Source organism: Micromonospora xinjiangensis (assembly GCF_056150165.1).
Genome location: NZ_JAXCFO010000005.1, coordinates 133,559 through 148,493 on the forward strand (window position 1 = coordinate 133,559; position 14,935 = coordinate 148,493).

Here is a 14,935-nt window from a genome sequence, read left to right on the forward strand (position 1 = left end):
GACGGCGGATCAGGCCGTCGCCAAGTGTGAAGGTGTAGGCCCGATTTGCCCATATTCCGTGAGCCGCTTCACGGCACCGCGCCCCGGCCCGTGCCGGGCCGGGGCGCTGTCGAGGTCGCTGTGGTGGCTGGTGCCGATGAGCCGGTCAGCGGGCGGCGAGCGGCTGGGCCGCCGGGTCCACCGGCGCGGGCAGCGCCACCTCACCGCCCAGGTACGCGTGGATCGCGGCGGCGGCCGCACGCCCCTCGGCGATGGCCCAGACGATCAGCGAGGCGCCCCGGTGCATGTCGCCCGCCACGAAGACGCCGTCCGCGTCCGTCTGCCAGTCGGACCGGGCGTCCAGCGCGCCCCGCGCGTTGCGGGACACCCCGAACTGCGCCAGCAGGGGCTGCTCCTCGGTGCCCTCGAAGCCGATCGCCAGCAGCACCAGGTCGGCCGGCAGCTCCCGCTCGGTGCCGGGCAGCGCGGTGACGATGCGCCGGCCGTCCCGCTTCTCCACCGTCACCTCGGCGATCCGCACGGCCCGCACCTGACCGGTGCCGTCGTCGACGAACTCCCGCACCGCGACCGCGAAGACCCGCTCGCCGCCCTCCTCGTGCGCCGGGTAGCTGCGCAGGATCCACGGCCAGGTCGGCCAGGGGTCACGGGCCTCGTCGCGGCCCAGCGGCGGCTGCGGATAGAGGTCGAGCTGGTGCACGCCGGCCGCGCCCTGCCGGTGGGCCACGCCGAGGCAGTCCGCCGCGGTGTCCCCGCCACCGATGATCACGACGTGCCGGCCGGCCGCGTCGATCGGCGTACCGTCGGGCAGCACCGCGGGGGCCGGCCGGCCCCCGCCGGCCGCCGCGACCACCCGGTTGGCCGCCACCAGGTGGTCCATCGCCTGGTGCACGCCGCGCAGCCCGCGGCCCGGCGTCTCCGGGGTGTCCCGCCCGGCGAGGGCGCCGCAGGCGAGCAGCACCGCGTCGTGGCGCCCCCGCAGCTCCTCGGCGGTGATGTCGACCCCGACGTGCACACCGGTGCGGAACTCCACCCCCTCGGCGGCGAGCTGCGCCAACCGCCGGTCGATGTGCTGCTTCTCCAGCTTGAAGTCCGGGATGCCGTAGCGCAGCAGGCCACCGGGCGCGTCGTCGCGCTCGTAGACCGTCACCGCGTGCCCCGCGCGGGCGAGCTGCTGCGCGGCGGCCAGGCCGGCGGGCCCGGAGCCGACCACGGCGACCGAACGGCCGGTGGGCGCCGGCGCCGGGCGGGGGCGCAGCCCGCCCCGGGCCACCGCCGCGTCGGCGATCTCCACCTCGACCTGTTTGATCGTGACGGGGTCGCCGCCACCGATACCGAGCACGCACGCGGCCTCGCAGGGCGCGGGGCAGAGCCGGCCGGTGAACTCGGGGAAGTTGTTGGTGGCGTGCAGCGACGCCACCGCGGCGTCCCAGTTGCCGGTGCGGACCAGGTCGTTCCAGTCCGGGATGCGGTTGCCGAGCGGGCAGCCGTCGTGGCAGAACGGGATGCCGCAGTCCATGCACCGGGTGGCCTGCTCGCGGATCAGCTCCTCACCGGCCGGCGGGTAGACCTCCCGCCAGTCGGAGATCCGCACCGGCACCGGCCGGCGGGCCGGCGTCCGCCGCGGATAGCGCAGGAAACCGTTCGGGTCAGGCACGAGCCACCTCCTGGGTGGCCGCCCGCGGGGCGGGCGGCACCGGCATGGACGAGCCGGAGGGCACCGGCGCCGCCAGTGCGCTCATCACGGCATCGTCGACGTCACGGCCGGCGGCTTCGGCGGCCCGCATGATCTCCAGCACCCGGCGGTAGTCGCGGGGCACCACGGCGGTGAACTCCGCCACCGCCTCCGGCCAGCGCTTGAGCAGCTCCGCGGCGACCGCCGAGTCGGTCTCGGCGAAGTGCCGCTGCACCAGCTCGTGCAGCACGGCCTGCTCCTCCTCGCGCAGCGGCGCGAGATCGACCAGCTCGGTGTTGACCCGGGCCCGGTCGAGCCGGTGGACGAAGGCGGTGCCGCCGGACATGCCGGCCGCGAAGTTGCGCCCGGTCGGCCCGAGGACGACCACCGTGCCCCCGGTCATGTACTCGCAGCCGTGGTCGCCCACGCCCTCCACGACCGCCACCGCGCCGGAGTTGCGCACCGCGAACCGCTCCCCCACCCGGCCGCGCAGGAACAGCTCCCCCGCCGTGGCGCCGTAGAGGATCGTGTTGCCCGCGATGATCTGGTCCTCGGCGCGCTGGCCGGGCGCGGCGTCCGCGTCCACGAACGGCGCGGCCGCGTCCGGCCGGACGACGACCCGCCCGCCGGACAGGCCCTTGCCGACGTAGTCGTTGGCGTCGCCGTGCAGCCGCAGCGTCACCCCGGGTGGCAGGAACGCGCCGAAGGACTGCCCGGCGGTGCCGCGCAGCGCGATCTCGACGGTGCCGTCGGGCAGCCCGGCGCCGCCGTGCCGGCGGACCACCTCGCCGCCCAGCATCGCGCCGACGCTGCGGTGGTCGTTGCGGATGGCGATCTCCACCCGCACCGGGGTGCCGTCGCGCAGCGCCGGCTCGGCGAGCGCGATGAGCTCGTTGTCCAGCGCCCGGTCCAGGCCGTGGTCCTGGGCCCGTACGCCGCGCCGGGCCGCGTCCGCCGGCAGCTCCGGCAGGTGCAGCACGGGCGTCAGGTCGAGCCCCTGCGCCTTCCAGTGCGCGACGGCGGGGGCGACGTCGAGCAGCTCCGCGTGCCCGATCGCCTCCTCGATGCTGCGGAAGCCCAGCTCGGCGAGGTAGCCGCGGACCTCCTCGGCGAGGAAGAGGAAGAAGTTCTCCACGAACTCGGGCGTGCCGGTGAACCGCTCCCGCAGCACCGGGTTCTGGGTGGCGATGCCCACCGGGCAGGTGTCCAGGTGACAGACCCGCATCATCACGCAGCCGGCCACGATCAGCGGCGCGGTGGCGAAGCCGAACTCCTCGGCGCCGAGCAGCGCCGCCACCAGCACGTCCCGGCCCGTCTTCAGCTGGCCGTCGACCTGCACGGTGACCCGGTCCCGCAGCTTGTTCAGCAGCAACGTCTGCTGCGCCTCGGCGAGCCCCAGCTCCCACGGGGTGCCGGCGTGCTTGAGCGAGTTCAGTGGGGACGCGCCCGTGCCGCCGTCGTGGCCGGAGATCAGGATGACGTCCGCCTTGAGCTTCGCCACGCCGGCCGCCACGGTGCCGACGCCGACCTCGCTGACCAGCTTGACGTGCACCCGGGCGGCCGGGTTGACGCACTTGAGGTCGTGCACCAGCTGGGCGAGGTCCTCGATCGAGTAGATGTCGTGGTGCGGCGGGGGCGAGATCAGGCCGACGCCGGGCGTGGCGTGGCGGGTACGGGCGATCCACGGCCAGACCTTGTTGCCCGGCAGCTGCCCACCCTCGCCGGGCTTCGCACCCTGCGCCATCTTGATCTGGAGGTCGTCGGCGTTGACCAGGTACTCCGTGGTCACGCCGAACCGGCCGCTGGCGATCTGCTTCACGGCCGAGCGACGGGCCGGGTCGTGCAGCCGGTCGACGTCCTCGCCGCCCTCGCCGGTGTTGGACTTGCCGCCGAGCCGGTTCATCGCGATGGCGAGGGTCTCGTGCGCCTCCGCCGAGATCGACCCGTACGACATGGCGCCGGTCGCGAAGCGCTTGACGATCTCGGTGGCCGGCTCGACCTCGTCCAGCGGCACCGGCGGGCGCACGCCCGTACGCAGGGTGAACAGGCCGCGCAGCGAGCCGGCCCGGGCCGCCAGCGCGTCCACCTTCGCGGTGTAGCGCTTGAAGATGTCGTACTGGCGGCTGCGGGTGGCGTGCTGGAGGAGGAACACCGTCTCGGGGTTGAACAGGTGCAGCTCTCCCTCGCGGCGCCACTGGTACTCGCCGCCGACCTCCAGCCGGTCGGTGCCCGGGGCGCCGGCCGGCGGCCAGGCGAGGGCGTGCCGCGCGGCGACCTCGGCGTGGATGCCGGCCAGGCCCACGCCGCCGATCTTGCTCGGGGTGCCCCGGAAGTAGCGTTCGACCAGTCGGGCCTCCAGCCCGACCGCCTCGAAGACCTGCGCCCCGCAGTACGACGACACGGTCGAGATGCCCATCTTGGACATGATTTTGAGGACGCCCTTGCCGAGCGCCTTCACGTAGTTGCGCACGGCGGCGGCCGGCTCGACCCCGGCCAGCGCACCCGTGCCGATCATGTCCTCCACCGACTCGAACGCCAGGTACGGGTTGACCGCCGCCGCGCCGTAGCCGATGAGCACCGCCGCGTGGTGCACCTCGCGGCAGTCGCCCGACTCCACGATGAGCGCCACCTGGGTGCGGGTCTGCTCCCGCACCAGGTGCTGGTGCACCGCCGCGGTGAGCAGCAGCGACGGGATCGGGGCCAGGTCGGCGTTGGAATCCCGGTCGGAGAGGACCAGGATCCGTACGCCGTCCTCGATGGCCTCGGAGACGTGCCGGCAGATCTCGGTGAGCCGGGCCTTGATGCCGGCCGCGCCCTCGCGGATCCGGTAGAGCCCGGAGACCCGGACCGCCTTGAATCCCGGCAGGTCGCCGTCCTCGTCGATCGAGAGGATCTTGGCCAGCTCGTCGTTGTCGATCACCGGGTAGGGCAGCACGATCTGCCGGCAGCTCGCCGGGCCGGGGTCGAGCAGGTTCCCCTCCGGGCCGATGGTGGAGCTGAGGCTGGTCACCAGCTCCTCCCGGATGGCGTCCAGCGGCGGGTTGGTGACCTGCGCGAAGAGCTGGTGGAAGTAGTCGTAGAGCAGCCGCGGCCGGGTGGAGAGCGGCGCGACCGGGGTGTCGGTGCCCATCGAGCCGATCGGCTCGGCGCCGGTGCGCGCCATCGGCGCCAGCAGGATCTTCAACTCCTCCTCGGTGTAGCCGAAGGTCTGCTGCCGGCGGCGCACCGAATCGTGGGTGTAGACGATGTGCTCGCGCGCGGGCAGGTCGGTCAGCTCGATCAGGCCGGCGTGCAGCCACTCCCCGTACGGCCGGGCGGCGGCCAGCTCGGCCTTGATCTCGTCGTCGTGCACGATCCGGCCGGCCGCCGTGTCGACGAGGAACATCTTCCCGGGCTGGAGCCGCCCCTTGGCCACCACCCGCGCCGGCTCGAGGTCGAGCACGCCCGCCTCGCTGCCGAGCACCACGAGCCCGTCCTCCGTACGCCACCAGCGCCCGGGGCGCAGGCCGTTGCGGTCGAGTACGGCACCGACGATCTCGCCGTCGGTGAAGGCCACCGAGGCCGGCCCGTCCCAGGGCTCCATGAGGCTGGCGTGGAAGCGGTAGAAGTCCCGCTTGTCCGGGCGCATGCCCGGGTCGTTCTCCCACGCCTCGGGGATCATCATGAGCACCGCGTGCGGCAGGCTCCGCCCGGCCAGGTGCAGCAGCTCGAGGACCTCGTCGAAGTTCGCCGAGTCGGACGCGCCGGGGGTGCAGACCGGGAAGATCCGCCGGATGTTGCCGGGCAGCTCCGGGCTGCGCAGCAGCGCCTCCCGGGCCTGCATCCAGTTGCGGTTGCCGCGGATCGTGTTGATCTCGCCGTTGTGCGCGATGAAGCGGTACGGGTGCGCCAGCGGCCAGGACGGGAACGTGTTGGTGGAGAACCGGGAGTGCACCAGCGCGATGGCGCTCGCCACCCGCTCGTCGGTCAGCTCCGGGTAGAACGCCGGGAGCTGGTCGGGCGTGAGCATGCCCTTCCAGACCATCGTCCGCGACGACAACGACGGGAAGTACGCGGGCGCGCCCCGCTCGGCGCTCTCCCGCTCGGCCTGCTTGCGCAGGCAGAAGGCCACCCGGTCCAGGTCGAGGCCGCGCAGCGGCGAGCCGGCCGGGCCGGCCGGGGAGCCGGTCAGGCGGCGGGCGGCCAGGAAGAGCTGCCGGATCCGTGGCATCGCGGCGAGGGCCGTCTCGCCGAGCCCGCTCGGGTCCACCGGCACGTCCCGCCAGCCGAGCACGTCGGCCCCCTCGACGAGGGCGTACTTCTCGACGACCCGGCGCGCGAGGGCCTCGGCCGCGTCGTCGTCGGGGAGGAAGACCAGCCCGGTGGCGTACTCGCCGGCGGGCGGGAGCGGGAAGTCCACCACCGCGCGCAGGAAGGCGTCCGGCACCTGGATCATGATGCCCGCGCCGTCTCCGGTGTTCGGCTCCGCGCCACGGGCGCCCCGATGGTCCAGCCGGCACAGCGCGTCGAGGCCGTTCGCGACGACCGTGTGCGAACGCCGTCCGTGCAGGTCGGCCACGAAGGCCACGCCGCAGGCGTCGTGCTCGAACGCGGGGTCGTAGAGCCCGGCCGCGGGCGCTCCGGGGCCGAGGATCGGGGCCGGCTGCGGCGGGTACGGGTGCGGAAAGGCCACCGGGCCTCCTGTCGTCACTCAGGTCGGAACATGGTCGGGACGACGTCGGCCCTTGTTGGGACTACTGAGTCTACGTTAGGGGCCGGTCCCCGTCGCCAGTCCGGATTGATCACACCTTCCAGACTCTGGGACGTGTAGTCTCGCGCGGTGGATCCTGCACACAAGGACCTGTTCGCCCGGCTCGAGCGCTTCTACGACGCGGTGCCCCGGGACGCGGCCCGCGTGGAGGAGCACGGGGGTCTCGTGCTCTTCGTCCGGGAGGGCGCCGGCTATCCGTTCTACGCCCGGCCCCGCCTCGGCGCGGCCGAGCCGCCCTCGCTGGCCGACGTCAACGCGGTGCGGGGACGGCAGCGGGAGCTCGGTCTGCCCGAGGCCTTCGAGTGGGTGCACGAGACCACGCCGGGGTTCCTGCCGGTGGCACGTTCGGCCGGGCTGTCCGTGCTGGAGGCGCCCCTCATGGTGCTCGACTCGGAGTCGCTGCCCGACCCGGCGACGCTCACCGACGTGCCGGTGCGGCTGCTCGACGCGGACGCCCCCGACCTGGCCGAGGCCGTGGCGGCCCGCCGCGCCGTCGCCATGGTGGCGTTCGGCGTACCCGGCACCGCCGTGGGCGAGGCCGGCCCGGCGCAGCGGGACGCGGCCGCCACCGCGCTGGAGGAAGCCGCCCTCGACGAGGAGCGGGTCCGCATCGCCGACGGCCGACGGCTCTCCGTGCTGGCCGGCACCGCCGCGGAGGGGCCACTGGCCAGCGGGATGGCGATGCGCGTCGACGACGTCGCCGAGATCGCCGGGGTGGGCGCCCTGCCCGCCGCCCGCCGCCGCGGGCTCGGCGCGGCGGTCACCGCGACCCTGGCCCGGGAGCTGCTGGCCGCCGGCACCGACGTGGTGTTCCTCTCGGCGGGCAGCGAGGAGATCGCCCGGGTCTACCTGCGGGTCGGCTTCCGCCGCATCGGCACCGCCTGCATAGCCGAACCCACGGCCGTCCTCCCCTAACCCACCCCACACCTCCAGCCCGGCCCCGTCGGTCGAAGGCCGGTGGGGGCGGGTGGGGGTGGGGTCAGGTCGGGGGGCGCCACTGGGCGGCGGAGGCCGCGGCGGTGTTGAGCAGCCGCGGGGTGAGCGTGCCGAGCGCCGCGTCGCGGGCGCGCAGCGCCAACCGGCCCCGGGCCTGGAGCACCGCCGACATGCGGCGGGTCTGCCGCACCACGCTCGCCGCGCGGGGGCGGCGCACCCGGTCGTACGCGGCTACGGCGTCCGGCAACGTCGACTCCCGCAGCAGCGCGGCGAGGGTGGCCGCGTCCTCGAAGGCGAGGCAGGCGCCCTGCCCGAGGTGCGGCGGCATGGCGTGCGCCGCGTCGCCGAGCAGCACCACCCCGCCCGGGCCGGTGGGGAAGCCGTACGCGCGCGGCAGCGGCCGCAGCTCGCGGATCTCCTGCTGCACCAGGTCGACCGGGTCGGTGGCGTCGAGCAGGGCCGCGATGGGCCCGGGCCAGCCGGCGTACCAGCGGCGCAGCAGCGCGAGCTGCGTCTCGGGCGGCTCGGGTCGCGGCGCACCGGCCGCGGTGGCCACCCAGTAGATGCCGCCGCGACTGGAGCCGCCCGACGACCCGCGCTCACCCAGCGAGGCGGAGACGAACCGGTAGCCGGCCCCGAGCACCTCCCCGCCGAGCGGCTGGTCGGCGGGGAGTTGGGGCGCCCGGTACCAAGGGATCACCGCCCGCCACGCGGCGGAGCCGGAGCTGACCACCGTGGCCTCGGGCGCGAGCAGGGCGCGGACCTGGCTGTCGGCGCCGTCCGCGGCGACCACCAGGTCCGCCTCGATGGTCTGCCGGCCGTCGCCCACCGCCGGCCGCTCCCCCGGCTCGGCGCGGACGCTCCGCACGGTCACCCCGGTGCGCAGCTCGACCCGGTCGCCGAGGCCGGCGATCAGGGCGTCGTGCAGGTCCTCCCGGTGCACCACCACGGGCATCCGGTCGGCTGGCAGGGGCCGCGGCTGCACCAGCCAGTGCCCGTCGGGACGGCGTATCCCCCCGTCGGGCAGCGGCGTGGCGATCGCGTCGAGCCCGGCGCCGAGGCCGAGCGCGAGCAGCGCGCGCACCCCGTTCGGCCAGAGCACGACCGCGGTCGGCTCGGGGCGTACCCGCTCGGCCCGTTCCAACAGGGTGACCTGCCAGCCGGAGCGGGCCAGCGCGCCGGCGACCGAGAGGCCGCCGATCCCCGCGCCGACCACCACCGCGCTACGCATGGTGTTGCTCCTCCGTCAGCTCTCGCGCTCGGCGGCACCGGTGCCGGTGGCGCTGGCCCGGTCGTCACCGCGGGCCGGCTCGTCGCCGGCGGTGCCGTCCGCGTCGGCGTCGTCCCGCCCGCTCGGGCGGGCGGCATCGTCGTCGCCGCTCGACGGCTCGTCGGCCGACGCCGGGTCGGCGGGCACCTCGCCCGTCTCCCGGTACGTCCGGAACTGCTCCTCGTCGACCACCCGGTAGCCCTCCGGCGCGGCGGGGCGCGCCCCGGCCTCGCGGGCGGAGAGGTCGACCTGGGAGACGTCGGACTCGGCCGGCGTGGCCGGGGTCGGCGCCGTGGCGTTCAGAGGGATCAGGTACTCCCGCGGGCCGCGTACCCGGAGGAAGTAGATGAGGGCACCGAGGAAGACCAGGCCGGCGGTCCAGACGTTGAGCCGGACGCCGAGGATCGTGTTCGCCTCGTCGGTGCGCATCATCTCGATCCAGAACCGGCCGGCGGTGTAGCCCATCACGTAGAGAGCGAACGCCCGGCCCCGGCCGAGGCGGAGCCTGCGGTCGAGCACGAAGACCAGCGCCGCGACCCCGATGTTCCACAGGGCCTCGTAGGCGAAGGTCGGGTGGTAGAGACCCGGTTCGAGGATCGGCTGGCCGGTGTCGTCGCGCAGCGCGTGCCCCGGATTGTCCGGGTCCATCCGGTGGACCTCCAGGCCCCACGGCAGGGTGGTGCGGCCACCGAACAGCTCGTTGTTGAACCAGTTGCCGACCCGGCCGATCGCCTGGGCGAGCGGCAGGCCGGGGGCCAGCGCGTCGGCGATCACCGCGAACGGGATGCCCAGCTGCCGTGCGGCGAGCCACGCGCCGAGCGCGCCGCCCGCCACCGCGCCCCAGATGCCCAGGCCGCCCTCCCAGATGGCGAACGCCTTCATGGGGTCGCCACCGGTGCCGAAGTACTTCTCCGGTGAGGTGATCACGTGATAGACGCGGGCGCCGATGATGCCGGTCGGCACCGCCCACACGGCGATGTCGAGCACCGCCCCGGGCGCGACGCCACGCTGGCGCAACCGGTACTCGGTCACCAGGCAGGCCACCACGATGCCGACGATGATGCAGAGCGCGTAAGCCCGGACCGGCAACGGCCCGAGCTGCCAGACCGCGGTGGTCGGACTGGGCAGGGCCGCCTGGGGGGACAGCGAGGCGAGGGTCACGGGTGAACACGGTACCGCCGCAGACCCCCCTGACGGCACCCCGGTCCCGCGGCGCGGCGGTTGCGGTGACTTCTGGTTTGCACCGCCGTAGGCTCTTTGTCCATGAGCTGGCTGACCTGGGGGGTGGCCGCGGTCGTCACCGACGACGCCGGTCAGGTGCTGCTCTGCCGTCAGGGCCGCGGCGAACGCCGGTACGCGCTGCCCGGTGGCCGGTTGCGCCGCGCCGAGAGCCCGCTGCCCGCCGCCGTCCGCGACATCCGCGTGGAGACCGGCTGGGAGATTGAGGTGGTCGACCTGGTCGGCCTCTACCACCTGGGCGGTCCGGCGACCGGTCCCACGCCACCGCCGGGTCGGGCCGGGCCGCTGCCCGACGTCCTGGTGCACGTGTTCCGGGCCCGCGTCCGGAGCCGCCGGCCCGCGGGTGACCCGGTCGAGGGTTGCCGGCTCTCCTGGCACGACCCGGGCGCACTGCCCGACGCGCTCACCCCGACCACGCGCGCCGCGCTCGCCGACGCGCTGGCCGGCCGCTCCGGCGTGCTGCGCACCTGCGGGACCGCCGCATCCGACCCGGCAGCCGATTCGGCGGCCGACCCTCTGGACCGGCCGCCCGGCGACGGTGCGTCGCTCGGCCGCGCCCCGAACCAGCGGCCCGGCCGGCTCCCGGCCGACTCCTCCGCGGCGCCGGACGGTGGGTCAGCCGGCGGCGTCTGACCAGCCGCGCGCGTCGTCGGGTCCCGGCCGCCGGTGGTCAGCGGGCGGGGTTGTGGGCGCCTTCGGACAGTTCGGCGCTCAGCGTCCGCAGCGCGGTGAGCCCCGCGTCGAGGTCCGGTGCGTCGAGCAGGCAGCGGATCAGGGCACTGCCCACGATCACGCCGTCGGCGTAGCCGCCGACGGTGGCCGCCTGCGCACCGGTGCCCACGCCCAGGCCCACCCCGACCGGCAGGTCGGTGGCCTCCCGCACCCGCGAGACGAGGACGGGTGCCGCCTCGGACGTCTGCGCGCGGGCGCCGGTGACCCCCATGATCGCGGTGGCGTAGACGAAGCCCCGGCAGTGCTCGACGGTCATCCGCAGCCGCGCGTCGGTGGAGGACGGAGCGACCAGGAAGGTGCGGTCCAGCCCGTACGCGTCGGAGGCGGCCAACCACTCGTCGGCCTCCTCCGGGATGAGGTCCGGAGTGATCAGCCCGGTGCCCCCCGCCGCGTCCAGGTCCCGGGCGAACGCGTCGACCCCGTACTGCTCGATGGGGTTCCAGTACGTCATGGTGACGACCGGCGCGCCGGTCGCCGCGACCGCCTCGATGATGCGCAGCGTGTCGGCGACGCGTACGCCGCCGGCCAGCGCGATGTCACTGGCCTTCTGGATGACCGGGCCGTCCATCACCGGGTCGGAGTACGGGATCTCCACCTCGATCACGTCGACCCCGGCCTCGACCATCGCCCTCATCGCCGCGATGCTGCCCTCGACGGTGGGGAAACCGGCGGGCATGCAGCCCACCAGCAACGCCCGGCCGTCCGCCCGCGCCTTGTCGAAGGCGACCCCGATCCGGCTCATCACTGCTCCCTGTCGAGGATGCCGAAGTAGTTGCCGGCGGTGTGGACGTCCTTGTCGCCCCGACCGGAGAGGTTGACGACGACGGTGGGCTCCCGGCCCAGCTCCGCCGCGAGCTTCGGCGCGATCGCGAGGGCACCGGCGAGGGCGTGCGAGCTCTCGATCGCCGGGATGATGCCCTCGGTGCGGCAGAGCAGCTCGAACGCGGCCATCGCCTCGTCGTCGGTGACCGGCAGGTACGTGGCCCGACCGGTGTCGTGCAGCCACGAGTGCTCCGGCCCGACGCCGGGGTAGTCCAGGCCGGCGGAGATCGAGTGCGACTCCACCGTCTGGCCGTCGGCGTCCTGGAGCACGTACGTGCGGGTGCCGTGCAGCACCCCGGTGGAGCCGCCCGTGATGCTGGCCGCGTGCCGGCCGCTGGCGACGCCGTCGCCGCCCGCCTCGAAGCCGTACAGCCGGACGGCGGGGTCGCCGACGAAGGCGTGGAAGATGCCGAGGGCGTTGGAGCCGCCGCCGACACAGGCGGCCACCGCGTCGGGCAGCGCGCCGGTCAGGTCGAGGCACTGCTGGCGGGCCTCGTCACCGATGCCCCGGACGAAGTCACGCACCATGGCCGGGAACGGGTGTGGGCCGGCGGCCGTGCCGATCAGGTAGTGCGTGTCGTCGACGTTGGCGACCCAGTCCCGCATCGCCTCGTTCATGGCGTCCTTCAGGGTGCGGGACCCGGTGGTGACCGGCACGACGGTGGCGCCGAGCATCCGCATCCGGGCCACGTTCAGCGCCTGCCGCTCGGTGTCCACCTCGCCCATGTACACGACGCAGTCGAGGTCGAACAGCGCGGCGGCCGTCGCCGTGGCCACGCCGTGCTGCCCGGCGCCGGTCTCCGCGATCACCCGGCGCTTGCCCATCCGCCGGGTCAGCAGCGCCTGGCCGAGCACGTTGCGCACCTTGTGCGCGCCGGTGTGGTTCAGGTCCTCCCGCTTCAGCAGGACCCGCGCCCCGGCCTTGGCGGAGAACCGCCGGGCTTCGTAGAGCAGGGAGGGGGTGCCCGCGTAGTCGCGCAGCAGGGCTGCGAACTCCGCCCGGAACGCCTCGTCGCCCATCGCGGTGCGCCACGCCCCGTCCAGCTCGTCGAGGGCGGCGACCAGCGCCTCCGGGACGAACCGGCCACCGAAACGGCCGTAGTGGCCGGCGGCGTCGGGCAACGGACCGGCCGGGGCGGCCAGGGCGTCGGCGCTCATCGGGATCCTCTCGCTACGGGTGCTGCCGGTGCGGGATCAGCGCACCGGACGGGGCGTCGCCGGGTGGTTCCCGGCGTTGACCAGCTCTGCCACCGCCTCCCGAGGGCTCTTCTGGGTGACCAGGCCCTCGCCGACCAGGACGGCGTCGGCACCGGCGGAGGCGTACCGGATGAGATCGTGCGGGCCGCGCACGCCGGACTCGGCGATCTTCACGACGCTGCTGGGCAGGCCGGGCGCGATCCGCTCGAACACCGAGCGGTCGACCTCCAGGGTACGCAGGTTGCGGGCGTTGACCCCGATGACCTGGGCGCCGGCCTCCAGGGCGCGATCGGCCTCCTCCTCGTCGTGCACCTCGACGAGCGCGGTCATGCCGAGCGACTCGATCCGCTCCAGCAAGCCGACGAGCGCGTTCTGCTCCAGCGCGGCGACGATCAACAGCACCAGGTCGGCGCCGTACGCCCGCGCCTCGTGCACCTGGTAGCTGGAGACCACGAAGTCCTTGCGCAGCACCGGGACGCGCACCGCGGCGCGGACCGCCTTGAGGTCGTCCAGGGAACCGCCGAACCAGCGGCCCTCGGTCAGCACGCTGATCGCCCGCGCGCCACCGGCGGCGTAGTCACCGGCCAGGTCGGCCGGGTCGGCGATCTCCGCGAGCTGCCCCTTCGACGGCGAGGAGCGCTTGACCTCGGCGATCACCGCGACGCCCGGACGACGCAGGGCGGCGTACGCGTCCAGGGGCGGCGGCGCGGCGGCGGCCATCTCCCGGATGCGCTCCAGCGGAACCTGCTCCTGTCGGCGGGCCACGTCCTCGCGCACCCCGGCCAGGATCTCGTCGAGCACGCTTGCGGACGCTGCCGGACCGGCCTCGTCCCCCTCCGCGTGCGCATGCTCAGCAGTCACCAACGGACTCCCCTCTCCGGGCGTCATGGGCCGATGCTAGGTGGCGCCACCTCGCGCCAGATGGCGGGGGTATGGCGCTGCTCACGAAACGGCCTGCGGCATAATGGCCGACCTGCCGTGAAGGGGATGTCACGCAGCGCCACCTCCACCCTCGGCCGGAGCCCGGCCGGGGTCGACCGGATCACATCGGCGTCGACTCATCGAGCATGCCACCCCGCCAACCCGACCACGCAACGATCGTCGTCGATGCTGTGAGCAAGCTCAAGGACCGGTGACCCTGCCCAGGTCCGGGCCCCGACGGACAGTTGATGCGACGGACACCACGGCGAAACGTGGGCCGGCGAGCATCGACGTCGGGCAGACTCGATGACGCGCCCGCCCACCGTCGCCAACCTCCTCGTACGGGGTGACCATGAGCACTGCCGGCTCGAACCCGCACATCGGCCTCACCACCATCTCGCGGACCGTCGCGTCCCTCGCCGTCGGCGTGGTGCACACGCTGGAGCGCGCCGTCGTCGGCGAGGCCCGGATGCGCACGGCGCGGGGCAACGCGTGGGAGGCGGTCTGCGCCGACCGGGCCCGCGCCGACCGGCGCGCCGAGCTGGACCGCCTCGTGGCCGAACTGGCCGCGACCCGGGCCGCCACCCGCCAGCGGCGGGAGCAGCAGCCCGTCAGTTGACCGTCGGGTCCTCGCCCCGGTCCAGCGCGTCCCAGGCCTCGGTGGTGCGTCGCCCGGTGACCGGGCCGGCCCCGGTTTCCGGGGCCGGCGCCGCGCCGCGGGTCGGTCGCTCGTACCGCGCCCCCATCGCCGGCCAGGCCCGCCCCCGCAGCGCCGTCAACAGCCCACCCGCCGCGGCCAGCAGGCCACCGACCAGGCAGAGCGCCGGCCACTGCCGGCTCACCACGCCGCCGAAGTCGGCCACCAGGCCGTAGCCGCCGCCAGCCGCCACCAGCAGCCCCAGCAGGGCGAGCAGGCCACCGACGAACTGGCGCACCCGGCCCCGGGTGGCGAGCACCGCTCCCCCTCCGGCCAGCCCGACGACGGCCAGGGCCGGCAGCCACGGCAGCAGGGCGGCGCCGCTGCGGGTCGCCCGCTCCGGCGGCAGCGGCGACGGGCGCACGGTCAACTCCACCGACCAGGCCCGGGTCGCGGCCCACAGCGCCAGGCCCGCGCCGGCCAGGCTCAGCAGCACGGCGTACGTCAACTGGCGCCGGCCGGCGCCCGCCCGCGCGCCGCCCTCCCCGGCCCCGCTCACCGAGCCCATCCTCCGTTCGCGACTCCGGGGCTCCGCTGCGCTGCACTCCTCGCGCTCACCGAGCCCACCCTCCGTTCGCGACTCCGGGGCTCCGCTGCGCTGCACTCCTCGCGCTCACCGAGCCCACCCTCCGTTCGCGACCGCGGGGCTCCGCTGCGCCGCACTCCTCGCGCTCACCGAGCCCACCCTCCGTTCGCGAC

The 14,935-nt window shown here is 74.9% G+C and carries 11 protein-coding genes; 3 read left to right on the top strand and 8 right to left on the bottom strand.

Annotation, left to right across the window (positions count from 1 at the left end):
• Window positions 1-145 precede the first annotated feature (145 nt).
• A complete protein-coding gene (locus SM573_RS19510) occupies window positions 146-1,654 on the bottom strand; it encodes a glutamate synthase subunit beta (protein WP_474616755.1) in 1,509 nt (502 codons plus the stop codon).
• Entirely contained in the window at window positions 1,647-6,344 is a 4,698-nt protein-coding gene (gltB, locus tag SM573_RS19515; protein WP_474616756.1) for a glutamate synthase large subunit, read from the bottom strand. The genes SM573_RS19510 and gltB overlap by 8 nt, the downstream gene beginning before the upstream one ends.
• A 147-nt stretch (window positions 6,345-6,491) precedes the next feature.
• Here gltB and SM573_RS19520 point away from each other — a divergent pair, with 147 nt between their 5' ends.
• The gene (locus SM573_RS19520; RefSeq protein ID WP_474616757.1) at window positions 6,492-7,337 is read left to right on the top strand and encodes a GNAT family N-acetyltransferase; all 846 of its coding nucleotides are present in this window, start codon (window positions 6,492-6,494) and stop codon (window positions 7,335-7,337) included.
• 64 nt (window positions 7,338-7,401) lie between these two features.
• Here SM573_RS19520 and SM573_RS19525 read toward each other — a convergent pair whose 3' ends face one another.
• Both SM573_RS19525 and lgt read right to left on the bottom strand, forming a co-directional pair.
• The gene (locus SM573_RS19525) at window positions 7,402-8,589 is read right to left on the bottom strand and encodes an FAD-dependent oxidoreductase (RefSeq protein ID WP_474613255.1); all 1,188 of its coding nucleotides are present in this window, start codon (window positions 8,587-8,589) and stop codon (window positions 7,402-7,404) included.
• 15 nt (window positions 8,590-8,604) lie between these two features.
• Window positions 8,605-9,789 (bottom strand): prolipoprotein diacylglyceryl transferase, encoded by a 1,185-nt coding sequence (gene lgt / locus SM573_RS19530; RefSeq protein WP_474616758.1) that lies wholly within the window; start codon window positions 9,787-9,789, stop codon window positions 8,605-8,607.
• A gap of 102 nt (window positions 9,790-9,891) precedes the next feature.
• Here lgt and SM573_RS19535 point away from each other — a divergent pair, with 102 nt between their 5' ends.
• Window positions 9,892-10,500, top strand: a complete 609-nt coding sequence (locus SM573_RS19535; RefSeq protein ID WP_474616759.1) for an NUDIX hydrolase — start codon at window positions 9,892-9,894, stop codon at window positions 10,498-10,500.
• 37 nt (window positions 10,501-10,537) lie between these two features.
• On the opposite strand, the gene trpA is transcribed toward SM573_RS19535, so the two are convergent.
• Genes trpA through trpC form a run of 3 tightly spaced genes read right to left on the bottom strand, consistent with a single transcriptional unit; the run spans window position 10,538 to window position 13,419 of the window.
• Window positions 10,538-11,341 (bottom strand): tryptophan synthase subunit alpha, encoded by an 804-nt coding sequence (trpA, locus tag SM573_RS19540; protein ID WP_474616760.1) that lies wholly within the window; start codon window positions 11,339-11,341, stop codon window positions 10,538-10,540.
• Complete coding sequence (gene trpB, locus SM573_RS19545) at window positions 11,341-12,579, bottom strand: tryptophan synthase subunit beta (protein WP_474613251.1); 1,239 nt, start codon at window positions 12,577-12,579, stop codon at window positions 11,341-11,343. Before trpB ends, trpA begins: the two co-directional genes overlap by 1 nt.
• A 36-nt stretch (window positions 12,580-12,615) precedes the next feature.
• Window positions 12,616-13,419: an indole-3-glycerol phosphate synthase TrpC gene (gene trpC, locus SM573_RS19550; RefSeq protein ID WP_474613287.1), complete on the bottom strand. Its 804-nt coding sequence runs from the start codon at window positions 13,417-13,419 to the stop codon at window positions 12,616-12,618.
• A gap of 472 nt (window positions 13,420-13,891) precedes the next feature.
• Between trpC and SM573_RS19555 the strand changes: the two genes are divergently transcribed.
• Complete coding sequence (locus SM573_RS19555) at window positions 13,892-14,158, top strand: hypothetical protein (RefSeq protein ID WP_474613250.1); 267 nt, start codon at window positions 13,892-13,894, stop codon at window positions 14,156-14,158.
• Here SM573_RS19555 and SM573_RS19560 read toward each other — a convergent pair.
• The gene (locus tag SM573_RS19560) at window positions 14,151-14,744 is read right to left on the bottom strand and encodes a Trp biosynthesis-associated membrane protein (RefSeq protein WP_474616761.1); all 594 of its coding nucleotides are present in this window, start codon (window positions 14,742-14,744) and stop codon (window positions 14,151-14,153) included. The two genes, SM573_RS19555 and SM573_RS19560, sit on opposite strands and share 8 nt — an antisense overlap.
• Window positions 14,745-14,935: the final 191 nt, after the last annotated feature.